The 23,890-nt window shown below is 41.8% G+C and carries 21 protein-coding genes and 1 riboswitch; of the genes, 10 read left to right on the top strand and 11 right to left on the bottom strand.

Going from position 1 to position 23,890, the window contains the following annotated elements; translation table 11 throughout:
• Positions 1 to 22: 22 nt before the first annotated feature.
• Positions 23 to 922, bottom strand: a complete 900-nt coding sequence (locus FVA72_RS17055; protein WP_094961088.1) for a LysR family transcriptional regulator — start codon at positions 920 to 922, stop codon at positions 23 to 25.
• A 99-nt stretch (positions 923 to 1,021) separates the two neighbouring features.
• On the opposite strand from FVA72_RS17055, the gene FVA72_RS17050 reads away from it, so the two are divergent.
• Together FVA72_RS17050 and FVA72_RS17045 are read left to right on the top strand one after the other, a co-directional pair.
• Complete coding sequence (locus tag FVA72_RS17050) at positions 1,022 to 2,353, top strand: MFS transporter (protein WP_110591257.1); 1,332 nt, start codon at positions 1,022 to 1,024, stop codon at positions 2,351 to 2,353.
• The gene (locus tag FVA72_RS17045) at positions 2,354 to 2,746 is read left to right on the top strand and encodes a hypothetical protein (protein WP_110591258.1); all 393 of its coding nucleotides are present in this window, start codon (positions 2,354 to 2,356) and stop codon (positions 2,744 to 2,746) included. It abuts the gene before it with no gap.
• Positions 2,747 to 2,815: 69 nt separating this feature from the next.
• Here the strand turns inward: FVA72_RS17045 and rpoD are convergent, their stop codons facing one another.
• The 3 genes from rpoD to rpsU form a co-directional block, all read right to left on the bottom strand.
• Positions 2,816 to 4,750 (bottom strand): RNA polymerase sigma factor RpoD, encoded by a 1,935-nt coding sequence (gene rpoD, locus FVA72_RS17040; protein ID WP_071585863.1) that lies wholly within the window; start codon positions 4,748 to 4,750, stop codon positions 2,816 to 2,818.
• A gap of 106 nt (positions 4,751 to 4,856) precedes the next feature.
• Positions 4,857 to 6,602, bottom strand: coding sequence for a DNA primase (gene dnaG, locus FVA72_RS17035; RefSeq protein ID WP_110591259.1), 1,746 nt, complete (start codon positions 6,600 to 6,602; stop codon positions 4,857 to 4,859).
• Between the two features lie 170 nt (positions 6,603 to 6,772).
• Complete coding sequence (rpsU, locus tag FVA72_RS17030) at positions 6,773 to 6,988, bottom strand: 30S ribosomal protein S21 (RefSeq protein WP_001144069.1); 216 nt, start codon at positions 6,986 to 6,988, stop codon at positions 6,773 to 6,775.
• 330 nt (positions 6,989 to 7,318) lie between these two features.
• Between rpsU and tsaD the strand changes: the two genes are divergently transcribed.
• Positions 7,319 to 8,338, top strand: a complete 1,020-nt coding sequence (tsaD, locus tag FVA72_RS17025) for a tRNA (adenosine(37)-N6)-threonylcarbamoyltransferase complex transferase subunit TsaD (protein WP_004257787.1) — start codon at positions 7,319 to 7,321, stop codon at positions 8,336 to 8,338.
• A gap of 70 nt (positions 8,339 to 8,408) precedes the next feature.
• Here tsaD and FVA72_RS17020 read toward each other — a convergent pair whose 3' ends face one another.
• Positions 8,409 to 9,941 (bottom strand): methyl-accepting chemotaxis protein, encoded by a 1,533-nt coding sequence (locus tag FVA72_RS17020; RefSeq protein WP_110591260.1) that lies wholly within the window; start codon positions 9,939 to 9,941, stop codon positions 8,409 to 8,411.
• A gap of 273 nt (positions 9,942 to 10,214) precedes the next feature.
• Complete coding sequence (gene plsY / locus FVA72_RS17015) at positions 10,215 to 10,871, bottom strand: glycerol-3-phosphate 1-O-acyltransferase PlsY (RefSeq protein WP_004257775.1); 657 nt, start codon at positions 10,869 to 10,871, stop codon at positions 10,215 to 10,217.
• A 108-nt stretch (positions 10,872 to 10,979) separates the two neighbouring features.
• Between plsY and folB the strand changes: the two genes are divergently transcribed.
• Complete coding sequence (folB, locus tag FVA72_RS17010) at positions 10,980 to 11,339, top strand: bifunctional dihydroneopterin aldolase/7,8-dihydroneopterin epimerase (RefSeq protein WP_004257772.1); 360 nt, start codon at positions 10,980 to 10,982, stop codon at positions 11,337 to 11,339.
• Positions 11,340 to 11,378: 39 nt separating this feature from the next.
• On the opposite strand, the gene FVA72_RS17005 is transcribed toward folB, so the two are convergent.
• Both FVA72_RS17005 and FVA72_RS17000 read right to left on the bottom strand, forming a co-directional pair.
• The gene (locus FVA72_RS17005) at positions 11,379 to 12,608 is read right to left on the bottom strand and encodes a multifunctional CCA addition/repair protein (protein ID WP_094961093.1); all 1,230 of its coding nucleotides are present in this window, start codon (positions 12,606 to 12,608) and stop codon (positions 11,379 to 11,381) included.
• 14 nt (positions 12,609 to 12,622) lie between these two features.
• A complete protein-coding gene (locus FVA72_RS17000; protein WP_036958005.1) occupies positions 12,623 to 13,237 on the bottom strand; it encodes a TIGR04211 family SH3 domain-containing protein in 615 nt (204 codons plus the stop codon).
• A 280-nt stretch (positions 13,238 to 13,517) separates the two neighbouring features.
• On the opposite strand from FVA72_RS17000, the gene FVA72_RS16995 reads away from it, so the two are divergent.
• The 4 genes from FVA72_RS16995 to FVA72_RS16980 all read left to right on the top strand — a co-directional run bounded on the left by FVA72_RS16995 (position 13,518) and on the right by FVA72_RS16980 (position 19,384).
• Complete coding sequence (locus FVA72_RS16995; protein WP_096864067.1) at positions 13,518 to 14,480, top strand: inorganic triphosphatase; 963 nt, start codon at positions 13,518 to 13,520, stop codon at positions 14,478 to 14,480.
• 12 nt (positions 14,481 to 14,492) lie between these two features.
• Positions 14,493 to 17,339 (top strand): bifunctional [glutamate--ammonia ligase]-adenylyl-L-tyrosine phosphorylase/[glutamate--ammonia-ligase] adenylyltransferase, encoded by a 2,847-nt coding sequence (gene glnE, locus FVA72_RS16990; protein WP_110591261.1) that lies wholly within the window; start codon positions 14,493 to 14,495, stop codon positions 17,337 to 17,339.
• Between the two features lie 92 nt (positions 17,340 to 17,431).
• The gene (gene hldE / locus FVA72_RS16985) at positions 17,432 to 18,859 is read left to right on the top strand and encodes a bifunctional D-glycero-beta-D-manno-heptose-7-phosphate kinase/D-glycero-beta-D-manno-heptose 1-phosphate adenylyltransferase HldE (protein WP_110591262.1); all 1,428 of its coding nucleotides are present in this window, start codon (positions 17,432 to 17,434) and stop codon (positions 18,857 to 18,859) included.
• A 171-nt stretch (positions 18,860 to 19,030) separates the two neighbouring features.
• The gene (locus FVA72_RS16980; RefSeq protein WP_004257748.1) at positions 19,031 to 19,384 is read left to right on the top strand and encodes a type II toxin-antitoxin system HicB family antitoxin; all 354 of its coding nucleotides are present in this window, start codon (positions 19,031 to 19,033) and stop codon (positions 19,382 to 19,384) included.
• A gap of 40 nt (positions 19,385 to 19,424) precedes the next feature.
• Here FVA72_RS16980 and ubiK read toward each other — a convergent pair whose 3' ends face one another.
• Positions 19,425 to 19,691, bottom strand: coding sequence for a ubiquinone biosynthesis accessory factor UbiK (gene ubiK / locus FVA72_RS16975; RefSeq protein ID WP_004257742.1), 267 nt, complete (start codon positions 19,689 to 19,691; stop codon positions 19,425 to 19,427).
• A 233-nt stretch (positions 19,692 to 19,924) separates the two neighbouring features.
• Positions 19,925 to 20,077: riboswitch (FMN riboswitch) on the top strand.
• Between the two features lie 158 nt (positions 20,078 to 20,235).
• On the opposite strand from ubiK, the gene ribB reads away from it, so the two are divergent.
• Both ribB and ygiD read left to right on the top strand, forming a co-directional pair.
• Complete coding sequence (gene ribB / locus FVA72_RS16970; RefSeq protein WP_004257733.1) at positions 20,236 to 20,889, top strand: 3,4-dihydroxy-2-butanone-4-phosphate synthase; 654 nt, start codon at positions 20,236 to 20,238, stop codon at positions 20,887 to 20,889.
• Between the two features lie 225 nt (positions 20,890 to 21,114).
• Complete coding sequence (ygiD, locus tag FVA72_RS16965) at positions 21,115 to 21,918, top strand: 4,5-DOPA dioxygenase extradiol (RefSeq protein WP_405029955.1); 804 nt, start codon at positions 21,115 to 21,117, stop codon at positions 21,916 to 21,918.
• Between the two features lie 80 nt (positions 21,919 to 21,998).
• Here ygiD and FVA72_RS16960 read toward each other — a convergent pair whose 3' ends face one another.
• Together FVA72_RS16960 and FVA72_RS16955 are read right to left on the bottom strand one after the other, a co-directional pair.
• Positions 21,999 to 23,162: a glutathionylspermidine synthase family protein gene (locus FVA72_RS16960; protein WP_004908587.1), complete on the bottom strand. Its 1,164-nt coding sequence runs from the start codon at positions 23,160 to 23,162 to the stop codon at positions 21,999 to 22,001.
• A gap of 6 nt (positions 23,163 to 23,168) precedes the next feature.
• A complete protein-coding gene (locus tag FVA72_RS16955; protein ID WP_004257725.1) occupies positions 23,169 to 23,873 on the bottom strand; it encodes a DUF1190 family protein in 705 nt (234 codons plus the stop codon).
• Positions 23,874 to 23,890: the final 17 nt, after the last annotated feature.

Below are 23,890 nucleotides of genomic sequence, written 5' to 3'. Positions count from 1 at the left end.
GAATCGATATATCTTTATATTTTTATTTATTTACAGCTAATTTATCGACTAAAAAATCGATAAATGCACGTGTCTTAGCCGGTAAAACAAAAGTATTTGGATAAAGTAATTGAATATTTTGTTTCGGTAAACGGTATTCGGGTAACACATGAACTAAACGCTCATGCTGCAAGTCGTCGTCAACCATCCAAGCAGGGCAGATAGCAATACCTAAAGAGGCTAGCACCATATGGTGAATAACGGCCGCAGAATTAGACTCATATTGGTTTTTAATTAAAGGTAAGTAATATTTTTCATTTTTTGAATTCTGTAAAAAATATTGAGGATCTTGCCAGTTTAATAGCGCATGGTTAATCCATGGGACATTTGCTAAATCAGTGAGTTGTTTGATTGGGTATTTTTTTAGAAATTCAGGAGTGGAGACTAAGTAAATCTCATATTCACCTAGTTTTTTCATTTTAAGAGATGAATTTTTTAAATTACCTAATCGAATAGATAAATCGAGTTTTTCTGTGATCAGGTCATCTAATGATGAGTTAAATGAATATTGTAACCTTAACTTAGGATAAAGGCGGCAAAATTCAGGGAGTAGCGGCAAAATAAAACGTTGGCCAAATTCACTCGTTGATGAAAAACGTAGCAAACCAGCAATATTCGTTCCTAAATTTTGGCTTTTTTCGAATGCTTCATCTATTTGATTTTGAATACGTTTAAAGTCGTCATAAAAATGTTTTCCTACCTCTGTTAATGCAATATTTCGCGTGTTTCGTGTTAGCAAGCTTACATTAAGCTGACCTTCTAATTGTTTGATATCGACACTAACCATAGAGCGACTTAGCCCTAAAATATCTGCGGCTTTAGTGAATGAACCCGAATCAACAACCTGTAGAAAACTGATAATCTTTTTAAGATTTCTTTGCATAATGATAACGATTGTTCTTTTTTATTAAACAATCATGTTACCTCCCTTGTATCGACAAAGAAAGTACTTAAACCTATTCTTTGCCACCGGAGGAAGTCCATGACTTATCGATACAAAATTGCCACAGTATTTTTACTCGGTTTCTTTATTGATTGTATTAATATTTTTATGTCAGCGATAGCATTGCCTGACATTGCTGCATCATTTTCAGCAAGCCAATCTCAAGTGGCTTGGGTTGCCAATGCCTATATTTTAGGTTTAGTTCTGGTGATGCCAATCAGCTTATGGTTAGCAGGTAGGTTAGGTAACCAAAAATTACTGTGTTATTCCATGCTACTTTTTTCTATTGCAGCTTGGCTCAGTGGAAGCAGTGATTTAATATATAGCTTAATTTTTTGGCGCTTTATCCAAGGGGCTGCGGGAGGGTTATTAATTCCGGTAGGTCAGGCGTTAGTTTTCGCATTATTTCCAAATAATGATCGCCAGCGTATATCAACATTGATTATGACAGTCGCGTTAATTGCTCCCGCATTTTCACCTGCAATTGGCGGCCTAATTATTGATTCTTTGTCTTGGCATTGGGTCTTTTATTCTAATTTACCTTTCTCATTACTAACGGCAGTACTCGCTTGGATATGGATAAAAAATGATGGGAAAAAAATAAGAGAAAAGCCAGATATTTTGGGGCTAATAATGGTGAGTTTAAGTTTGTTAAGCCTATTATTATCATTCTCTTTTTATAATGATTATCACAATTTGCTATTGGCTTTGGCGAGCTTTTTTACTTCTGTATTCGTATTTATTGTTTACCTTAAATATGCCCAAAAATGTCGAGAACCTATTTTAAATTTTCAGTTATTGAAAAATAGCAATCTGCGTAATGCTTTTATTGTTTACTATGCTGTTCCCGGTATTTTTACGGGAGTTAATTTACTCAATATTTTTAATCTACAAGAGAACATGGGGTTCAGTGCAGCAAAAACCGGGCTATTTATGGTGCTATATGCATTGGGGGCGGTAATATCAATGTTAACTGGTGGACGTCTTTACTTACAGATAGGAAAAAAACGATTATTTATTATTGGTATTACATTACATAGCCTTGGTATTTTTCTGCTTTATTGGGTCTCATCTTCCAGCCAGCTCAGTTTATTGATAATTGCTTATTTATTGATGGGGATGGGTGGAGGGTTGAGCGCCAATACTGCACAAATTAGCTCGTTGATGGATTTCAAAGACAAAGATTTACTTCAAGGTAGCGTGTTATGGAATATTAATCGACAAGTCGCATTTAGTGTTGGTGCAGTCGTATTTATTTCTATATTTAGCTTAATGACTTTCTCGAGTGATTTATTACGTTATCAACTTACGTTTCTTATTGCATCAATACTCGGGTTACTTTCATTAATTTCAGTGATCAAGGAAAAATAAATGAGTGAAACAATGGAAAGAGCGCAGCAAAGCGTGGTGGATTTACATATTCTTATTGAGGATATTTTTACAGGGCGTCGTGGTAATAAAAGTTTGGCGCCGTTATTAGCCAGCTTCGATGACAACTTCAAAATGGTTACCACACAAGGCCATTGTATTGGATTAAATGCAGTGACTCAGTTATTTAGTCAGAATGTAGGGGCTAGAACATCATTTTCTACAGAGTGTATTAATCTGATTCCATTGCGCGAAGACAATGGCTATTGCTGGGTTCAGTATCAAGAAAAACAGCAAATAAATGGTATTGAGTCGTTAAGAATTTCGACTGCATGTATCAGGGTCGAACCCGAAAAGTGTGTTTGGGTTTATTTGCATGAAACACCGGTAGTGTAGCTTTCCATGGTTTTAGTGACCATAAAAAACACCTGCCGGAGCAGGTGTTTTTAGATATAAATAAATCAATTATTCGTCAAGGAAGCTGCGCAGAACTTCTGAGCGGCTTGGGTGACGTAATTTACGTAACGCTTTCGCTTCGATCTGACGGATACGCTCACGGGTAACATCAAACTGTTTACCAACTTCCTCAAGGGTGTGGTCAGTATTCATGTCGATACCAAAACGCATGCGTAGCACTTTTGCTTCACGAGCGGTTAAGCCTGCTAACACTTCGTGAGTTGCAGAGCGTAAGCTTTCTGACGTTGCAGAGTCTAAAGGCAGCTCTAAAGTTGTATCTTCAATAAAATCACCTAAATGTGAATCTTCATCATCACCGATAGGGGTTTCCATAGAGATAGGTTCTTTAGCGATCTTCAGTACTTTACGAATTTTATCTTCCGGCATTAGCATGCGTTCTGCCAGTTCTTCTGGCGATGGCTCACGGCCCATTTCTTGCAGCATCTGGCGAGAGATACGGTTCAGTTTGTTGATAGTTTCAATCATGTGAACCGGGATACGAATAGTACGTGCTTGGTCAGCAATTGAACGCGTGATAGCTTGACGGATCCACCAAGTTGCATAAGTTGAGAACTTATAACCACGGCGATATTCAAACTTATCAACGGCTTTCATCAGACCGATGTTACCTTCTTGAATCAGGTCAAGGAACTGCAAGCCACGGTTGGTGTATTTCTTAGCGATAGAAATTACCAGACGTAAGTTTGCTTCAACCATCTCTTTCTTCGCACGGCGTGCTTTCGCTTCACCGATAGACATACGACGGTTGATATCTTTAACTTGTTCGATAGTCAGACCCGTTTCTTCTTCAATTTGACGCAGTCTTTGTAGGCAACGCAGAATTTCTTCTTCAACTTCAAGCAGTTTTTCTGACCAAGGCTTGTTCATTGCTTTTGCAGCAGTTAACCAAGTTTCACTGGTCTCATTACCACTGAATAAAGTAATGAAGTTTTTCTTCGGCATCTTACACTGCTCAACACATAGTTTCATGATGGTACGCTCTTGTAAGCGAACTCTGTCCATCATTTCACGCATGTTATTGACCAGATAGTCAAATTGCTTAGGAACTAAACGGAATTCTTTAAATACTTCGGAAAGCTGCTCAATAGCGGCAGCCGTTTTTGCATCACTACGGCCATATTGTTTAATATGTTGACGCGTTTTTTCATATTGCTCACGAAGATCAGAGAATTTTTGACGCGCTAATTCAGGATCGATGCTGTTATCGTCATCGCTATCGCTGTCATCGCCGTCTTCATCTTCTTCGTCTTCGTCATCGTCTTTATCAAGCTCTTCTTGTGGTAATTCAGAGCCAACGTGAGTCGCTGTTGGTGCAAGATCTTCTTCCGCGTTAGGGTCAACAAAGCCAGTAATTAAATCAGATAAACGGCTTTCTCCTGCTTCAACACGGTCATATTGCTCAAGAAGATAAGTGATAGCCTCAGGATATTCAGCAACAGAGCACTGAACCTGATTAATACCATCCTCGATACGTTTTGCAATGTCGATTTCGCCTTCTCGAGTGAGAAGCTCGACGGTTCCCATTTCACGCATATACATGCGAACAGGGTCGGTTGTACGGCCGATTTCACTTTCAACACTGGACAGCACTTGTGCAGCGGCTTCTGCTGCATCTTCATCAGTATCGGAAGTATTTTCAGCCAAAATTAAATCATCGGCATCAGGTGCTTCTTCCATGACCTGGATGCCCATGTCATTAATCATCTGAATGATATCTTCGATTTGATCTGAATCGACGATATCTTCCGGCAGATGGTCGTTGACCTCAGCATAGGTTAAGTAACCTTGCTCTTTACCCTTGGTTACGAGTAGCTTAAGCTGCGACTGCGGGTTTTGCTCCATAAGACGGTATCCACACTTCTGAGTATTTAGATTGGTGTCGGTCGGCGAAACATTCGGCCAACAAGAACATACAAAGGGAATATTTATTATTCGCTACGCCCTTTATTTTCGTAGCATTTTACAGGCATTTGCCTTGTGTTTATCGGCACTTAAGCCGTTTAAAATATTAATTCTGTTTTGGGTTAGATTATGTTTTCACTCTGGAAAGAGTGATTAAGCGGACTTCTTCGCGCTCTTCTGGGGTCAGCCCTTCAGTTCGTTCTTTTGCTATCAAATAGTCGAAACGTTCGTCGAGTGCGCTATTAAATAGATGGTTTAAGGCATCTATAAAAGTATTTTCCGCTATCTCCTCTATTTCTATATCGTTCCACGTTGCCAGTTTTTCAAGCTGTTTCGCAAATTTATTATCACGATAACGCTCTAGCAACTGCCCAGTTGACATTCCGGGGGTGGAACGGCAGACATCGACCAATTCCTGAAATAGAGAAAGCCCCGGCATTTGAATATGGGCAATTCCCTCTAATGAGGGAACAAGCTCCGAAAAGTTCGGATTCTGTACCAACAGCGCGATAAGTATTCGCATTGTGGTTGGTTTTAATTTGGGAGCCTGATAGTTAACTTGTTCTGTGCTCTCTCTATCAATCATAGCAAGAACTTGAGAAATATCCGGTATACCAATAAAATTTCCTAGCTCTTGTGCCATATAAAGGCGCAGCGTTTCACCAGGTATTTGCTTAATCAAAGGGATAGCCAGTTTACTAAATTTTGCTTTCCCTTCTTGCGTTTTTAAATCTACCTGTGGCACAAGTGAATCAAATAAAAAAGCAGAAAGGGTTTGAGCATCCTTCATGCGTTGCTCAAAAGCGTCTTTGCCTTCTTTACGTACTAATGAATCTGGGTCTTCGCCGTCTGGTAAAAACATAAAACGCAATTGACGGCCGTCCGTCAGATAAGGTAGGGCTGTTTCAAGTGCTCGCCATGCCGCTTCTCGGCCAGCGCGGTCACCATCATAGCAACAAATAACCGTATCTGTTGAACGATAAAGTAACTGAATATGTTCTGAGGTTGTTGATGTACCCAGTGAAGCAACCGCATAGCGGATATCGTACTGAGCAAGTGCAACAACGTCCATATAACCTTCAACTACCAGTAATTTTGATAATTCATTACTGTTTTGTGTTGCTTCATAAAGGCCAAATAACTGGCGACCTTTATGGAAAATATCGGTTTCAGGGGAGTTCAAGTATTTAGGAAGAGCATCTCCTAATACGCGTCCACCGAAGGCAATCACACGACCGCGCCTATCCCGAATTGGGAACATGACACGCTCTCTAAAGCGGTCATAGACTCGGCCATTATCATTTGTCACTAACATGCCAGCATCATCAAGCTGTTTGCGACTTTCTGGGTTTACAGCAAACTTTTTGAGCAAGTTGTCCCAGCCCGCAGGGGCGAAGCCAATCGAAAAATGCTCTATAATTTCAGTGCTTAAACCACGTTGGCTTAAATAATCTTTCGCTTTATTAGCAGAAGGATGACTTAAGGCAGCACAGTAAAATTGATTAATTTTTTCCATCAACTGATATAAATTTTGCCGTTGATGAAGTTCTATTTGGCTTGAACCCGTTCCTTTTTCATATGGGACATCAAGGCCGTGTAGCGCAGATAATTCTTCGATAGCTTCGACAAAATCGAGTTTGTCGTAATTCATCAAAAAATCGATGGCATTGCCATGCGCACCACAACCAAAACAGTAATAAAATTGCCTTTCACCATTTACAGTAAAAGAAGGCGTTTTTTCATTATGGAACGGACAACAAGCGTGATGGTTTTTACCCTGTTTTTTTAACGGGACTTTTGCATCGACTAAATCAATGATGTCGGTTCTTGCTAACAAGTCATTGATAAATGAACGCGGAATTCGTCCAGCCATAAGCCTCTTTTTCGCCTGTTGATGAACGATAATAAGCCGCGCTTCCTTGTGGAAAGCACGGCCTTTAACTGCTTAGCTATTTACTACTACAAAAACTGAGTGACTACGAGAGAAACTAAAGTTTTGTATTAGCTATCGTCTGCAATGAATGCGGCTTTCACCGCAAACAATTAGTACAGACGAGTACGGCGTGCGTTTTCGCGAGCCAGTTTCTTAGCGTGACGCTTTACAGCTGATGCTTTAGCGCGTTTACGTTCAGTCGTTGGTTTTTCATAGAATTCACGACGACGAACTTCAGCTAAAACACCTGCTTTTTCACAGGAACGTTTGAAACGACGCAGTGCAACGTCGAATGGCTCGTTTTCACGTACTTTAATTACCGGCATGTGCCTCTCACCTCAATAGAAATCGGTTTGTTGCTGGTACTGATTCACCAGCCTTCATTTAAAATGGTGCGGAATTTTACTTCAATGAGTACGGGTTTGTAAAGTGCCGTATAAAATTGAATCACACAAGATTACCTGATTAGCAGTTCATTTGATGAAAAAGCAAACAAAACCAGATAATAATGAGAATTAGCCACACGAAATTTTTTATTACAGGGGACTGATTATAGACTATACAGTCAGGAAAGTCAGCCTTTTGACAACATTAATTACGCGATTGAACGAAAATAGTGATAGACTTGCGGTTATGCAATAAACAAGGGTAGTGCAATGCGTGTTTTAGGTATCGAAACCTCTTGCGATGAAACTGGTATCGCAATCTATGATGATGAGCGTGGCTTATTAGCCAATCAATTATACAGCCAAATTAAAGTTCATGCAGACTATGGTGGTGTCGTGCCTGAATTGGCTTCACGTGATCATATTCGTAAAACAGTGCCGTTAATTCAAGCGGCGTTGAAAGAAGCCAATTTAACCAGTGAAGACATCGACGCTGTAGCTTACACTGCGGGCCCTGGTTTGGTGGGGGCTTTAATGGTTGGTGCAACTGTTGGGCGTTCATTAGCTTTTGCATGGAATGTTCCTGCCGTGGCCGTTCACCATATGGAAGGCCATTTATTGGCACCGATGTTAGAAGAGAAAAGCCCTGAATTCCCTTTTGTTGCGTTACTGGTTTCAGGTGGGCATACCCAGCTTATCAGTGTGACGGGAATTGGTGAGTATGAGCTACTTGGCGAGTCCATCGATGACGCGGCAGGTGAAGCGTTTGATAAGACAGCTAAATTATTAGGCTTAGACTACCCTGGAGGCCCTGTGTTATCTCGAATGGCAGAGCAAGGCACAGCAGGTCGTTTTGTTTTTCCTCGTCCAATGACCGACAGACCAGGGCTGGATTTCAGCTTCTCAGGGTTAAAAACCTTTGCCGCCAATACCATTCGTGAAAATGCGGATGACGACCAAACCCGTGCAGATATTGCGAGAGCCTTTGAAGATGCGGTGGTAGATACGCTTGCGATTAAATGCAAACGTGCATTGGAGCAAACTGGTTTTAAACGCTTGGTGATGGCCGGCGGCGTTAGTGCTAATCGTGCTCTCAGAGCTAAAATGGAAGACGTCCTCAAACAGCGCGGTGGTGAAGTTTTTTATGCGCGCCCTGAGTTTTGTACAGATAACGGTGCGATGATTGCGCTAGCGGGGCTTATTCGTCTTAAAGGTGGAACAACGACAGGGCTTGGTGTAACAGTTCGCCCGCGTTGGCCTTTGGCTGAATTACCACCCTTAGAAAAATAATCATTGTTAATGAATTCATATTTTTTGTAAAAAGGGCTGGATGACAGCCCTTTTGCTATTCAATTAGATATTAATGTAAAACAACAACCGCATCTTCAAGTCGGCTTGAGCGTGCTTTTACCATCGTTGATGTCTCTGTGCTTTGCTCTACCAGTAATGTACTTTGTTGTGTGATGGTTTCGAGCTCACTGACTGCTTGGGTAATGTCGGCGATACCAGCCGCTTGTTCAGAGGTTGCTTGGCTAATATGGGTGATCAATTGCGTGACATTTTGTATTTGGTCAACAATCTCCTTCATGGTATCTCCGGCTGTATGGACTTGATTTTTTCCTGAATTGACTTTCTTTTCACAATCATTAATTAATTCGCGAATATCATTCACTGCGCTTGCACTGCGGCTTGCTAGGCTACGAACCTCATTGGCAACAACGGCAAAGCCTTTGCCTTGTTCACCTGCACGTGCGGCTTCTACCGCGGCATTTAACGCGAGTATATTGGTTTGAAATGCGATGTCTTTAATCACGTCAGTGATGGAGTTAATTTTGCTGGTGCTACTGACAATTTCATCCATGGTATCAACAACAGCTTCCATCATGGCACCTCCACTTACTGCAGTTTCGCTGGTGGTATTGGAAAGCTGATCAACTTGAATCGTGTTATCAGCATTCATTTTTACGGAAACAGCCATTTGGTTCATTGTCGCAACGGTTTGTTGCATGTATCCGACGGTTCTCTGAGTATGTGTTTCTAATTCATGACAGTCAGAAACCAAAGATTCACTGCCTTTGCGAACGTTATCAACTTGTTCGGAGACATCTTTGATTAACCAGCGGCAGATTAACCCCAGTTGCCCAATAGAACGTAATACTAAGCCAATTTCATCTGTGCGCTGCATATGGTTAACGCTATGTCGATTTCCTCGTGCAATACCAAGTGCTTGTTTGGTGATGTCTTCCAATGGCGCTGCTAGCATTTTTTCAAATACCACATTACCGATCAGTAACGTGATAAATGTACAGGCACTCATCATCATAAGAGGTGCGATTGACTGGGGAATGAAGCTTGCCATGATGAGCCAAAGAATAAATAACAAACTCATGATTAGCCGGATACGCGAACGCGTTGAATATGTTGAAAAGTGAAATGGCATTTTTTTAGAAAGCACAATTCCCTTAAAAATTTTTCGTTGGCTTTTATTTTCATTCATTGCGTCATAAATGGGTTCTACCGTAGCAATTTCTTCACGTGTTGCGCGTGTCCGAATAGACATATAGCCTGTAATAGCCCCTTTTCGTTCCATTGGAATGATATTGGCTCGAACCCAGTAATGGTCGCCATTTTTGCGACGATTTTTCACAATACCAGTCCAAGGTTCTCCTTTTTTAAGTGTTGCCCACATGTCGGCAAAAGCTTCCTTGGGCATATCCGGATGGCGGATAATATTGTGTGGACGTGTTAATAACTCATCTAATTCATAACCACTAACCTGTACAAAGAAATCATTAGCGTGGACAATATTTCCTTGCAAATCGCTGGTTGTCATCAAGGTGATATTTTCATCTAATACATATTCGTTTTGAGTGATATAAGGGGTTCTGCTCATTATAAATACCATTATTATTGTTTAATTTTCCTTTTATATAGTCGACAGCTTTTAAATATTCCTTAGTAATAAATTTGCAATTATTTAACTTTTTTTTAAAAGTGTGCGCTGGTTATGGCAAAAATGTAACGTAGCACAAATTGCTATCAGTACAGTTTTAAGGAGAGATATCGAACGGTTGTTATTGGGGGAGTTTTTGGAAATTTTAAACAAGGCAAATAGCATAAAAAAAGAGCTGAAATCAGCTCTTCTTAGGAAAAATCATATTAACGATTAGTCATCTAGTTCTTGTTCTTTGGTTTCTTGGGCTATTTCTTTATTGGTTTTTTGCTTTTTGTTTTTTAGTTTTTGCCAAATACGGCTTTCTTGACCGCGCCAAAGGCGTTGTATATTACCGTGATGGCGAACTAACACTAAACAAGACAACATGGCGACAGGGAAGGTGAATTCAGGTTTAAACCACCAAACATAGAAGGGGGCAAGTAAGGCGCTGACAATCGCGCCGAGTGATGAGTAACCACTAAGCAATACCGTAAGTAACCATGTCCCTGCGACTAAACCAGAAAGATCCCAACCAATAGCAGCAATTGAACCAAATGCGGTTGCTACCCCTTTTCCGCCTTTGAAACGAAAGAAAATGGGATATATATGCCCAAGACAGGCTGCAATTGCAACAAAGCCAAGATAGAATGGCTGCACATTTAAATAATAAGCAAGCCAAACTGGTATCATCCCTTTTAATACGTCACAAATGAGTACTCCGGCAGCGGCTGCTTTACCGCCTACACGTAATACGTTAGTTGCACCAGGGTTACCAGAGCCGTGTTGACGGGGGTCGGGTAGTCTCGCCAAACGGCAGATCAGTATCGCACTCGAAACTGAGCCACAAAGATAGGCGAAGATTATCATGCCAAGCGCGGTTGCACTCATAGCTAACTCCAAAAACGGTTAAGGCCATAAATTCACTTCAGTCTTGGATAATACGCATATTTTTGCTGAAGTGGTATCAATTCAGTACATAAATGAGAAAATGACGTGATGGATATCGTATTTATTGAGCAATTATCAGTCATCACCACGATTGGTGTATATGACTGGGAACAAGATATTGAACAGAAACTCGTGCTCGATATCGAAATGGGATGGGATAACAAACGCGCGTCTATGAGCGATAATGTAGAATATTGCCTAGATTATGCCAAAGTTAGTCAGGCTATCCTAGCTCATGTAGGGAATAACAAGTTTGGGTTAGTAGAACGTGTTGCTGAAGAAGTTGCACAGTTATTGATGACACAGTTTGCTAGCCCATGGGTTCGTATTAAGGTGGCTAAGCCGGGAGCCGTGGCGCGAGCCAAGCAGGTTGGGGTTATTATAGAAAGAGGCATGAAAACCGCTTAAATGATGACTGGCGGTGTTTAGCCGCCAGTTTTATGGTCGTTAGATGATTTGTTGCTGCTGCCAATCTGTTACCGCTTCAATGCGTTGTTTTGTAAGTTCTTGGCGAATTTCAGGGCCTTTAAATCCCTGTTCAACGATAGGTTTGACATCAACCGCTTGTGCGATAGTAAAAGCCTGCTTGAAATATATCCCTTGTGGGTACGTTTGCTGTTCGAGCCCTAACCGGCCTCTTGCATCCGCTTCACTGATTAAACTCAGTTGTTCAATACGTTCTGGTTTACGCCAGCTATCAAGCCCATCAAAAATCGCAATTAGCTCATTAGCAGGTAATTTATTGATAACATGAATTTTATCATGATAGCGTGCCGCTAGACGGGCTAAGTCACGAGCCGTAGTGGGTACTTTTAATCTTGCGCAGAGAGTTTCTATTAATGGAATACCTGCCTCACCGTGGTTTGGATGACTCGGCCAAATATCAGGCGGTGTCAGCGCTTTACCTAAATCATGGCATAAGGCAGCAAAGCGAATATCCACATTATTAGATAGCTCGGCAATCACTTTCATTACCATTAGAGTGTGGATACCCGTATCAATTTCAGGGTGCCATTTTTCAGGGGCAGGAACACCAAATAACGCATCAACTTCAGGAAAAAGTACAGCTAATGCACCACATTGGCGTAAAACATCAAAATACACCTGTGGAGAATTTGATTTCAGCGCTTTTTCTGTTTCCGTCCAAACGCGCTCAGCGGTGAGGTAAGATAATTCCCCTGTAGCGGCCATTGTTTGCATCAAGGTTAATGTTTCTGGTGCGATAGTAAAACCATGCTCAAAGTAGCGAGCAGCAAAACGAGCAACCCGCAAGACCCGTAAAGGGTCTTCAGAAAATGCATCAGAAACATGCCGTAAAACACGGCTCTTGAGGTCTTTCACTCCTTGGTATGGGTCAACAATTTCACCTGATTCACTTTGTGCTATCGCGTTAATTGTCAGATCGCGACGTAGCAAATCATCTTCAATGGTCACATCAGGTGCGCTATAGCAGCTAAAACCAGTATAGCCCGCACCAATTTTACGTTCTGTTCGGGCTAAAGCGTATTCTTCATGGGTTTTTGGGTGCAAGAAAACAGGAAAATCTTTTCCGACTTGTTGAAAACCTTGCGATAGCATTGCCTCGGGGGTTGTACCAACCACCACGTAGTCTCTATCTGAAATAGGTAGTCCAAGAAGTTGATCACGCACTGCGCCACCCACGAGATAGACTTTCATTTGAATGGCCTCAATTACATCCAACCATCATTACGTTTTTTACGACGCGGAATAATGTGCGGTAAAATCAAACCTAAAATTAAGCCAACACCGGCAACACCACCGCCATACATAAACCATTGTAAGATTAATTCGCGACGGCGATCATCTAAGTTGACCTCTGCAATCTCTAGCTTTTTACCGGATTTGATCAACTCATTTTTTAATTTTTCATTTTCGGCTTTTAGCTGGCTGACGATATTGTCATTATCAGCCACTTTTTGTTGCATATCTGCAGTTCGTGTATTCCACGTACTGTCGATATTGTCGAGTTGTTGACGTAGCTTTTGATTCTCAGCTTCAAGTTCTGGAATGCGGGTTTTCATGCTTGGAGTATTGCTGAGTTGGTCAACAGGTAACCAGACCGTTCTACCTTTTTCATCGCGAACTTGTGCAAATTTGTTATCTGTGGAAAGCAGTTCAACCGCTTCCCCGGCATTGAGCGTACCTACAATACGATATTTTGTGCCAGGTCCACTATGAACGTATGTGGATAAATCATCTGACACATAACGTTTTTCTGCTGCATGTGAATTTAAGGAAAGGCCTAGCCCCATGATTGAAATTAATAATAATGGAATTTTTCGCATGGTATTTACAGTCTTTTGATGGTGAATGAGTTTTATATTAATTGAATACTAATGAGTAAAACGCGAGGGTGCAAATCCTAAACGCAGATGTCTCTACAGTCTAAAGGAGAATGAGAACTATCCTAACTGTCTAAATTACCCTTATTTTTACTTTGTTTTCAATATAACTCACTGAAAGAAATATGACAGGTAGAATTTTTGTTTATCATACAGTTTCTTTTCTCAGCTTAGCTTGATTGGGGTAATATGAGTGAAGTGAAATAATTAAATAAGGATATGTATGAGCCACGTAGAGGTTGAACTCAAACTTGCCGCTAAGAGTTCCGCAATAGAGGCTGTACGACAGTGTCTATCGACATTGTCTCACCAATACAGTGAGCCGACGAAGTTAACCAATATCTACTTTGATACGGCAAATAAGCAGTTACGTCAGTGGGATATGGGCTTACGTATCCGCGGTTGTGATGGTCGTTATGAAATGACAATGAAAACGGCTGGGCAGGCGATAGGCGGCTTACACCAACGGCCTGAATATAATGTTGACATTGATTCACCTGAGCTTGATTTAGCCGCATTACCGGCTGAAATTTGGCCTGAAGGCACTGATGTTTCACAGCTTCAGTCTGAATTAAATATCCTCTTTAGCACCAATTTTACCCGTGAAAAATGGTTAGTGACTTTTGAAGATAGCGAAATAGAAGTGGTTTTTGACCAAGGTGAAATTTCCTCTGGCGCAAAGGATTTGCCTATTCAAGAGTTTGAACTAGAACTAAAAAAAGGCTTTATTGCTGATGTACTCAATTTAGCGAAGAAATTTGCAGATATCGACGGCTTACATTTGTCATCACTTAGCAAAGCTGCACGTGGTTATTCATTGTTATCGCCGACAAAAGCGCCATTAACTCCTCCAAATTCGGTGTTTGACTATGAAGAGTACCCCCTCGAAAAATCATTAACGCATATGCAATTACTTTGCCAGCAGCATGAAGACTACTGGTTAGCAAATGGCAGCAATGCACGCCAAGGCTTCAGTGAGTTTTTACGTTTTGTTCAGGCATTTTTAGTGCATTACCAAAATTCTGTACCTCACTTTATTCATGACACTCCACTGGAACAATTACGTTCAGATATTGCCGATGAAGCAATTAGTGCTGAGGATTTTTGCTATAGCAGCCAGTGGTTAAAGTGTAAATTAGCCTTTATCCAGTGGTTAAGTGCTTTAACCTATCAAGAAGCCCATTAAGGTATTGATAATATGCATGCTTTTCCTGAGTTATTACAAAGCCAAGGTGAACGCGTTTTAAGCCAGTTAGCGGAACAAACGAATGAATTATTACCGTTAAATGAACAAAAAATTCAAGTGCTTGCATTTAGTGATTTTGTGTTAAAGCAAGTATTAGCACATCCGCGGTTTTTACTTGAAATTCGCTCTCGACCACCACAAGCCGATGAATGGAAAAGTTATGCATCATGGTTAGCTCAAGATTTGTCATCTGTTAGCAACGAAGACCACTTGATGCGAGTGTTGCGCTCATTTCGTCATCATATGTTAGTGCGCTGTGCATGGATGCAAGTGCTAGAAATAAGCACGCAAAAAGAAACGATTTATCAGCTCAGTATATTGGCGGAAACTTTGGTTGTTGCAGCGCGAGACTGGTTGTATCAAGAATATCGTCAGTCATGGGGAACACCTTGTAATGCAGAAGGAAAACCGCAGCCGCTGTTGGTTTTAGGGATGGGGAAGTTGGGGGGCCGAGAGCTCAATTTTTCTTCTGATATTGACCTGATTTTTGCTTATCCAGAAAATGGGGTTACCCAAGGTGGCCGAAAAGAGTTAGATAATGCGCAATTTTTTACGCGTTTAGGGCAAAAATTGATCCGCGTACTCGATCAAGTGACGGAATATGGCTTTGTTTATCGGGTCGATATGCGTTTACGGCCATTTGGAGATAGCGGCCCGCTGGTTTTTAGCTTTTCTGCACTTGAGGATTATTACCAAGAACAAGGGCGAGACTGGGAACGCTACGCGATGGTTAAAGCCCGTATTATGGGCGCTGATAGCCTCCATTATGAGGAGTGTTTGCGAAAGCTTTTGCGTCCTTTCGTTTATCGTCGCTATATCGACTTTAGCGTGATCCAATCCTTACGCAATATGAAAAATATGATTGAGCGAGAGGTTCGGCGTCGTGGTTTGGTCAATAACATCAAATTAGGTGCTGGAGGGATCCGCGAAGTTGAATTTGTTTCACAGGTTTTCCAACTCATTCGAGGGGGACGAGAACCTGTTTTACAGTCGCAATCTTTATTTTCAACGTTACAAGGGATCCGTGAACTCGCATTGTTAACCGAAGATCAGGTTAATATTCTGCAAGATGGCTACCTTTTCTTGCGTAGAGTCGAAAATTTACTGCAATGTATTGATGACCAACAGACACAAACACTCCCCGAAGAGGCTTTAAATCAAGCGCGTTTAGCGTGGGGGATGGGCTTTGCTGATTGGCCTGCATTTTATCAGGTTTTGAGTCAAAAAATGGTTGCGGTGCATCAAATATTCACCGAGCAAATAGGACAGGAAGATGACTCTGAGAACATTGATGTATTCGATGAAATTTATATCACATTATGGCAAAGTGAATTATCAAAAGAAGAATTAGCCAGCTATTTGCCGTCTAAAAGTGAAGAGATTGCACAACGTATCATTCACGGTATAGTGATGTTCCGTCATGATCTCAATAAACGCACCATTGGTCCTCGAGGGCGAGATGTTCTTGATGAATTAATGCCTAAATTATTGGCTAAAGTCGGTGAGCGTGATGATGCAGGACAAGTCATTGAGCGCATCACACCACTGTTACTGAGCATTGTTAGCCGCACTACTTACCTAGAGTTAATGCTTGAATTTGATGAGGTTTTGACGCACGTTATTCGTTTATGTGCGGCTTCACCTATGATAGCGGAACAATTAGCTCGCCACCCATTGTTACTTGATGAGTTACTCGACCCTCAATCGTTATACCAACCCTTACCGCTAACGGCCTACCGTGATGAGCTGCGCCAATATTTAATGCGCGTTCCTGAAGATGACGAAGAACAACAACTTGAAGCATTACGTCAATTCAAACAAGCTCAATTATTGCGTATTGCTGCTGAAGATATTTCAGGTGTTTTGCCGGTAATGAAAGTCAGTGATCATCTGACTTACCTTGCGGAAGCAATTATTGATGCGGTGGTACACCAAGCGTGGCAAAAAATGGTAAAACGCTATGGTGAGCCAGCGCATCTAGAGCAAAGTGACAAAAAACAATATGGGTTTGCGGTATTAGGTTATGGAAAGCTAGGCGGCTGGGAACTGGGCTATGGCTCTGACTTAGACCTTGTTTTTCTCTTCGATTGCCCTTTAGATGTGGTCACCAATGGTGAACGTTCCATTGACGCTCGCCAATTTTACTTGCGTGTTGCTCAGCGTATTATCCATTTGTTTAGTACTCGAACCCCTTCTGGTGTGTTGTATGAAGTTGATGCGCGACTCAGGCCTTCTGGTGAATCAGGAATGTTGGTCAGTACCATACAATCATTTGATGATTACCAAAAAAATGATGCTTGGACATGGGAACATCAAGCGCTAATTCGAGCTCGAATGGTGTTTGGTGATGAGGATTTACAACGGCAATTTATACAGACTCGCCACGAAACTTTGTGTATGCCAAGAGACCCTCAAACTTTGCAACAGCAAGTGCGTGATATGCGGTTAAAAATGCATCATCACCTAGGAAGTCATCAAGTTAATGAATTCGACTTAAAAGCGGATCCTGGTGGGATCACTGATGTTGAATTTATCGCACAATACTTAGTTTTGCGTTTTGCCGCAGAAAATAATGCGCTAACACGTTGGTCTGATAATGTGCGTATTTTCGAGTTGATGGCGCAGTATGGTTTTATGCCAGAAGATGAAGCGAATGCTTTAACTCTAGCGTATGTCACAATGCGTAATGAGCTCCATCACTTAGCATTACAATCACTACCAAGCCGTGTAGAGATAAGCCAATTTTCTCAGCAACGTGAACAAGTTTTAGCGAGTTGGCAAAAATGGCTTGAAGAATAAAGAACAAACGCATTTTATTTAGCTAAACAGCGCAATATGCTAGTATTGTTGCTAATTATTATCAGATTTCCTTTTTAAGACTGGAGTGCAGGATGAAAGTAACTCTTCCGGATTATAAACAAGCCGGTGTGCTGGTGGTTGGTGATGTTATGTTAGACCGTTATTGGCATGGTCCTGCAAACCGTATCTCGCCAGAAGCCCCTGTCCCGGTTGTTAAAGTCACAATGGTCGAAGAGCGTCCCGGTGGTGCGGCTAACGTCGCGATGAATATTGCGTCATTGGGTGCAAATTCACGCCTTGTGGGGTTAACTGGAATTGATGACGCGGCAAAAGCACTCACTAAAAATTTAAATGCCGTACAGGTTCGTTGTGATTTTGTGGCTATCCCCACCCATCCAACCATTACTAAATTACGCGTACTTTCACGTAATCAGCAACTTATTCGCCTCGATTTTGAAGAAGGTTTTGAAAACGTGGATGTTGCCCCTGTACTGGAGCGCATAGAACAAGCACTGCCACACATTGGCGCACTAGTACTGTCTGACTATGCAAAAGGGGCGTTAACTCATGTTGAGAAGATGATAGCGCTCGCCAACAAGGCCAATGTTCCAGTCTTGATTGACCCGAAAGGAAACAATTTCGAACGTTACCGTGGGGCAACTTTATTGACGCCAAATATGTCTGAGTTTGAAGCGATTGTTGGGCCATGTAAAAACAACCAAGACGTTGAAGAAAAAGGCATGAAGCTGCTTCAGTCATTGGAGCTTAAAGCGCTGCTAATTACGCGCTCAGAACAAGGTATGAGCTTAATTCGCCATGATGAAGCCCCATTGCATTTACCGACTCAAGCACAAGAAGTGTTTGACGTGACGGGGGCAGGGGATACGGTTATTGGTGTTCTCGCTGCCTCTATTGCATCTGGCCGCCCATTACATGAAGCCTGCGCATTAGCTAATGCCGCGGCAGGTGTGGTGGTGGGCAAATTAGGGACTTCAACAGTTTCGCCTATTGAATTAGAAAACGCTATTCGTGGCCGTGCTGACACTGGTTTTGGTGTTATGACTGAAAGTGAATTAAAACAAGCGGTTGAGAATGCAAGACTGCGCGGTGAACGTGTGGTGATGACTAATGGCTGTTTTGATATTCTCCATGCTGGGCATGTGTCTTATTTAGCTAACGCGCGTAAATTGGGTGACCGCCTAATTGTGGCTGTAAATAGCGATGCTTCGACACGCCGCTTAAAAGGTGAAACACGTCCAGTTAACCCATTAGAACAGCGTATGACCGTTCTAGGGGCTTTAGGGGCAGTAGATTGGGTCGTGGCTTTTGAAGAGGACACTCCACAGCGTCTAATCGCAGAAGTTTTGCCTGATATCTTAGTTAAAGGGGGGGATTACCGCCCTGAAGAGATCGCGGGCAGTGCGGAGGTATGGGCCGCGGGAGGCGAAGTTAAAGTACTTAACTTTGAAGATGGTATTTCTACAACCAATATCATCAAAAATATCATGAAAACCAGTTAATTTATCATTATTAATTAGCGAGTTAATAACCTCACGTGGATATGTAAAAACGCCGTGAGGTTTTTATTTATCTAAAATCAATGTGGCGTCAAATGTTGACGTCATATTTTTTTTTGCTTTAGATTTTGATATCACAATATGACGTCATGGAATAGACGATAGGGGGGGAATATGATTAAAAGCAGTAATGTGATGACGATAGACGGCCATCCTGCATCTGTTATCTATGAAGCTGAAATTAAAGCGTTTCGTGGTAAGTTTTTAGATGTAAGTGGTTACTGTGATTTTGTTTCTGATAGCATTGAAGGGTTAAAAAAAGAAGCGCGAATTTCTTTAGCAGAATACATCGAAGGCTGCCAAGAAGAGGGGATTAACCCGTTCAAAGAACAAGAAACGGTAAAGTCATTTACGCTACGTTACCCAAGCCGCTTAGAGGCTTATTTAAATGCGGTAACAACTGAGCATAATGTTTCTAAAAATCAGTATATTGTTCAGCTGCTTGAGCGTGAATTGAATATCAAATAATAAAAGTGACGCCTTAATCGGTGTCACTTTTTCAATTTAATTACTCAGCCGTTTTTTCTTCTACATTTAAATGGGCTTCGAGTGCGCTGACGCGTTGTTCCATCTTCGCTAATTTTTCACGGGTGCGTAATAAGACTTGAGTTTGAATATCAAATTCTTCACGACTGACTAAGTCTAATTTGCCGAGTTGTGATTGTAACAGTGAACGCAGTTTTTTATCAAAATCTTCACCTAAATCGCGTACGCCTTGTGGTAAAGCGCCTTGAATTTGGCGGGCAACTTGTTCAATTTTTTTCGGATCGAGCATTTCGCGGGTCCTTAAGTTTATCAAAATATTGTTGTGAATTGTTGGGACTAGTTTAATACCTCTTGCTGCCTTGCGCTAGCTTGAATTATTTAGAGAGAGGTTTAGAGCCGGTAGTGAAATTAACCTTGATAACTCTAAGTTTTTATTCATGTTTTTTTGGCTAAAAGTGTGAGTCATTCGCCAATTTTGATTATCATCGTTGCGAACTTGAATTATTGGCGTTATATTAATTGCGTATATCTCAGGGCGGGGTGAAAGTCCCCACCGGCGGTAAACATGCATCACGCATGAAGCCCGCGAGCGCTTTATCATTTTTATGGTAAAGGTCAGCAGACCCAGTGTGAATCTGGGGCCGACGGTTATAGTCCGGATGGGAGAGAATTAACAGTATCTGCATGTTTGTGCGATTACGCACAATAGTGTTCTGCATACCTGAATAGGTAAATGCCTTTTATTGGCTATTTATATATTCACCATTTCTCGTATTCCTAAGACTGCCTTGATTCTGGTAACTAGTTAATAACTATTTAAGAGGTTTTTTACCATGGATCATTCGCTACTTTCTGTATTTGGCAATCCTATCGAACGTGTTGAAAATGCTATCGAGGCATTACGCCAAGGTAAAGGTGTTCTTGTTCTTGATGATGAAGATCGTGAGAACGAAGGCGATTTAGTTTTTGCAGCAGAAACTATGACCGCCGAGCAAATGGCATTTACCATTCGTTATAGCAGTGGGATCGTGTGTCTTTGTATTACTGAAGAGCGCCGCAAGCAACTCGAACTACCTATGATGGTAGATAACAATACGAGCCAAAATCAAACAGGCTTTACTGTGACCATTGAAGCCGCACAAGGTGTGACGACAGGTGTTTCTGCCGCAGACCGTATCACCACTATTCGTGCCGCAATTGCAGATAACGCCGTTCCTTCAGACCTTAACCACCCAGGACATGTTTTCCCTCTGCGTGGCCGTGAAGGCGGGGTATTAACGCGTCGTGGCCATACTGAAGCGTCTATCGACTTAGCAATATTGGCAGGTTTCAAGCCAGCCGGTGTGCTGTGTGAGTTAACCAATGATGATGGTTCTATGGCTCGTACCCCAGAAGTGGCTGCGTTTGGTCAGCAACATGGTTTGACTGTGGTGACGATTGAAGACTTAGTTCAGTATCGTCAGTTGCAGGAAAAGAAAGCGAGCTAATCTTTTTTCTCGTCATATCTTGAATATTATCTAATGTAATGGTTTTAGTTATTTAGGTAATAAATAGTCTGTTAAGCATATAGAATGTTATAAAGGCCACTGAGTTGCACACCTCGTGGCCTTTTCAATTTTTTTGATGATCATACTCATAATTAGCCCACTGTGTTTTTTGCTGGAAAGCGTATGCTGTAGGGAGAAACTAATTGAGTTGGAGTTGAAATCATCATGTCATTAAATACTTCGATGGTAAAAAATAAGATCCCTGCCATTTTTATTGGTCATGGTAGCCCTATGAATGCGATTGAGGATAACCCTTACACTCAAGCGTGGGAAAATCTCGGTAAAGCCTTACCTCGGCCACGCGCAATTTTGGTGATTTCAGCCCATTGGTATACGCGCGGTACTGCTGTGACTTCGATGTTAAAACCAAAAACGATTCATGATTTTGGCGGGTTCCCCGAAGCCTTGTATCAAATCGAATATCCAGCTTCTGGTTCTCCTGAATTAGCTCAGCAAGTTGTTTCATTACTCGCCCCTGAGCCAATTTACCTTGATGAACAAGAGTGGGGATTAGACCACGGTACATGGGAAATTTTGCTGCGTATGTATCCAGAAGCGGATATCCCCGTGATCCAACTGAGTATCGATGGTAGCAAGCCCGCCACTTGGCACTATGAACTCGGTAAAAAATTGAGTGTTTTAAGGGAGAAAGGCGTGCTGATTATGGGCAGTGGCAATGTTGTCCACAATTTACGGGCGATGAATTGGCAGAACTCTCATGCTGAGCCGTACCCGTGGGCAATATCTTTTGAAAAATTTGTATATGACAATCTGCAAAGTCATGAAACGCCTCACCCACTGACTAAAGGATTAGAACGGGAGGATGGTAAATTATCTAACCCATCACCAGAACATTACTTGCCTATTTTACCTATTTTAGGAACTTGGGATGGTCAAGAAGAGATCAGTACACCGATTGAAGGAATTGTGTCGGCATCGTTAAGTATGTTGTCTATTCAGGTAGGGTAAGTTTTCTGCAATATAATTGACTAACAAAAAGCCCAAATCATATTGCTATGTTTGGGCTTTCCTTTTAACGCTAAATACGATTAGTCGATGATCGTATGTGGATAAAAGCGTGATAAGTCTTGAGTGATCAGTTCCTTATCTTCACGAATACAGATCCCCGCAGGTTGATCATTCACCAACCAGCTTCCGACTAAGGTGTAGTTACCTTCAAATTGTGGAAGTGGATGGAACTGTTGAATAATCATACCTTCTTCGCCGTATGGGCCGTCTGCGGCTGCAATTTCCTTACCATTTTCGATAATACGGATATTAGCTCCTTCACGAGAAAATAATGGCTTAATAACGTATTTTTCGAGTTCTGGCTGGGTTTTGCCATCCGCAAAATAGGCAGGCAGTAAATTTGGGTGATCTGGGAACATTTCCCATAACATAGGCAATAAGGCTTTGTTAGAAATGATGCTCTTCCATGCAGGTTCTAACCAGCGTACGCCAGCGTCTTGCAATTTAGTCGAGAAAATTTCTCTTAGCATAAATTCCCATGGATATAACTTGAACAGGTTGCTAATCACCTGATCTTGGGTATCCGAAAACTCACCTTTTTCACCTAGGCCAATTTCATCGATATATAAGAATTCAGTGGCAATACCCGCTTCATTTGCACAGTCTTGTAGATATTGAACGGTACCGCGATCTTCTTCAGTATCACGGCAACAAGACATATGCAACAAACGAAAACCATACTGATCTTTTAATTGCGTAAAGCGCTCGATCAATTGCTCTTGAATGCTATTAAACTGATCGGCATTTTCAGGGAGTTTTCCTGCTTCAATTTGATCTTCTAGCCAGATCCATTGGAAAAATGCAGACTCGTATAGTGAGGTTGGAGTATCCGCATTGTTTTCCAATAGCTTAGGTGGGTTAATACCATCGTAAGCGAGGTCAAGCCTAGAATATAACGAAGGTTGTTCGCTTTTCCATGAGCTGCGAACAAATTCCCAACAATGCTTAGGGATCTGAAAACGTGCCATTAACTCATCGCTTTCAACAACACGTTCAACCACTTTTAGGCACATTTGATGCAACTGCTCGGTTGCATCTTCGATTTCTTCAATTTGTGCCATAGTAAATTGGTAATACGCATCTTCTGACCAGTAGGGCTCACCATACATAGTATGAAATTCAAAGCCAAACTCAGAAGCTTTTTCGCGCCAGTTTGGGCGCTCTACTATAGGAACTCGTTTCATTACTTATCAACCACCCATCGAACGGGAAGAAGAGGTTGATTTTGCAGAAGAAGATGAACGCTGTGCCATCGCTTGTTTATTTACGGTGTCACCAAAACCGCCACGGGTAACTGTTGAAGTTGTTGGTGGTTTAGGTGCCATGGCTGTTTTTGGTACGCTCATGGAACGGCCACCTGCAACAGCAGGGCCATAGCTTTTACCTGAAGCGTCAACAAACTTACCATTGGCAGGGCTAGCTGGGTTTTTTGAGCTGAATAATGGTTGTGATGCAGCGCTACCGCCCATCATACGGCCCATCATATAACCCATCATTAATGGCATCCACATGCTACCGCCGCTGCTTTGTGCTTGAGCCGTTTGTTCACCATTTGTTGAGCTAGTGCCAGCAATACCTGCTTGAGCCGGAGCTTGAGTACACATAGCTTCACCAAACTCAGCAATACAGTCAGCTTGAGTTTCATATTTAGGTGCAGTTTTAGCGGCTTCTTGTAGCGCATTATTGTAGGCGATAGTGCACTGTTCTGCTTGTGATGGGTTCGCTTGGCTACAGTCTTGTGCGTTTGTGTACAATGAGACGGTTTCATCACTTTCTTCACAAGCGGAAAGCATAAATACGGCACTGACCGCAACAGCCACAGGCGCTAAACGGTATGAACGCCAAGACTTACGGAAGGCGCTCTGATTAATATCTTTGGTACGCTTCATGGTCATGGTAATTACCCTGAATT

Origin of the sequence: Providencia sp. PROV061 (genome assembly GCF_011045655.1) — a bacterium.
Taxonomy (GTDB): Bacteria; Pseudomonadota; Gammaproteobacteria; order Enterobacterales; family Enterobacteriaceae; genus Providencia; species Providencia hangzhouensis.
The sequence above is the reverse complement of the archived record's forward strand: the minus strand, read 5'-3'. Positions and strand labels throughout refer to the sequence as shown.

Bases quoted from the DNA above. Each gene is read 5' to 3' on its own strand.
- FVA72_RS17020 (WP_110591260.1), bottom strand. From the start codon at position 9,941: ATGAGCAGAACCCCTTATATCACTCAAAACGAATATGTATTAGATGAA.
- FVA72_RS17045 (WP_110591258.1), top strand. From the start codon at position 2,354: ATGAGTGAAACAATGGAAAGAGCGCAGCAAAGCGTGGTGGATTTACAT.
- rpsU (WP_001144069.1), bottom strand. From the start codon at position 6,988: ATGCCGGTAATTAAAGTACGTGAAAACGAGCCATTCGACGTTGCACTG.
- dnaG (WP_110591259.1), bottom strand. From the start codon at position 6,602: ATGGCTGGACGAATTCCGCGTTCATTTATCAATGACTTGTTAGCAAGA.
- FVA72_RS16960 (WP_004908587.1), bottom strand. From the start codon at position 23,162: ATGAAACGAGTTCCTATAGTAGAGCGCCCAAACTGGCGCGAAAAAGCT.
- ygiD (WP_405029955.1), top strand. From the start codon at position 21,115: ATGTCATTAAATACTTCGATGGTAAAAAATAAGATCCCTGCCATTTTT.
- tsaD (WP_004257787.1), top strand. From the start codon at position 7,319: ATGCGTGTTTTAGGTATCGAAACCTCTTGCGATGAAACTGGTATCGCA.
- ribB (WP_004257733.1), top strand. From the start codon at position 20,236: ATGGATCATTCGCTACTTTCTGTATTTGGCAATCCTATCGAACGTGTT.
- glnE (WP_110591261.1), top strand. From the start codon at position 14,493: ATGCATGCTTTTCCTGAGTTATTACAAAGCCAAGGTGAACGCGTTTTA.
- plsY (WP_004257775.1), bottom strand. From the start codon at position 10,871: ATGAGTGCAACCGCGCTTGGCATGATAATCTTCGCCTATCTTTGTGGC.
- FVA72_RS16995 (WP_096864067.1), top strand. From the start codon at position 13,518: ATGAGCCACGTAGAGGTTGAACTCAAACTTGCCGCTAAGAGTTCCGCA.
- FVA72_RS17050 (WP_110591257.1), top strand. From the start codon at position 1,022: ATGACTTATCGATACAAAATTGCCACAGTATTTTTACTCGGTTTCTTT.
- ubiK (WP_004257742.1), bottom strand. From the start codon at position 19,691: ATGCTCGATCCGAAAAAAATTGAACAAGTTGCCCGCCAAATTCAAGGC.
- FVA72_RS16955 (WP_004257725.1), bottom strand. From the start codon at position 23,873: ATGACCATGAAGCGTACCAAAGATATTAATCAGAGCGCCTTCCGTAAG.
- FVA72_RS16980 (WP_004257748.1), top strand. From the start codon at position 19,031: ATGATTAAAAGCAGTAATGTGATGACGATAGACGGCCATCCTGCATCT.
- FVA72_RS17005 (WP_094961093.1), bottom strand. From the start codon at position 12,608: ATGAAAGTCTATCTCGTGGGTGGCGCAGTGCGTGATCAACTTCTTGGA.
- FVA72_RS17055 (WP_094961088.1), bottom strand. From the start codon at position 922: ATGCAAAGAAATCTTAAAAAGATTATCAGTTTTCTACAGGTTGTTGAT.
- folB (WP_004257772.1), top strand. From the start codon at position 10,980: ATGGATATCGTATTTATTGAGCAATTATCAGTCATCACCACGATTGGT.
- hldE (WP_110591262.1), top strand. From the start codon at position 17,432: ATGAAAGTAACTCTTCCGGATTATAAACAAGCCGGTGTGCTGGTGGTT.
- FVA72_RS17000 (WP_036958005.1), bottom strand. From the start codon at position 13,237: ATGCGAAAAATTCCATTATTATTAATTTCAATCATGGGGCTAGGCCTT.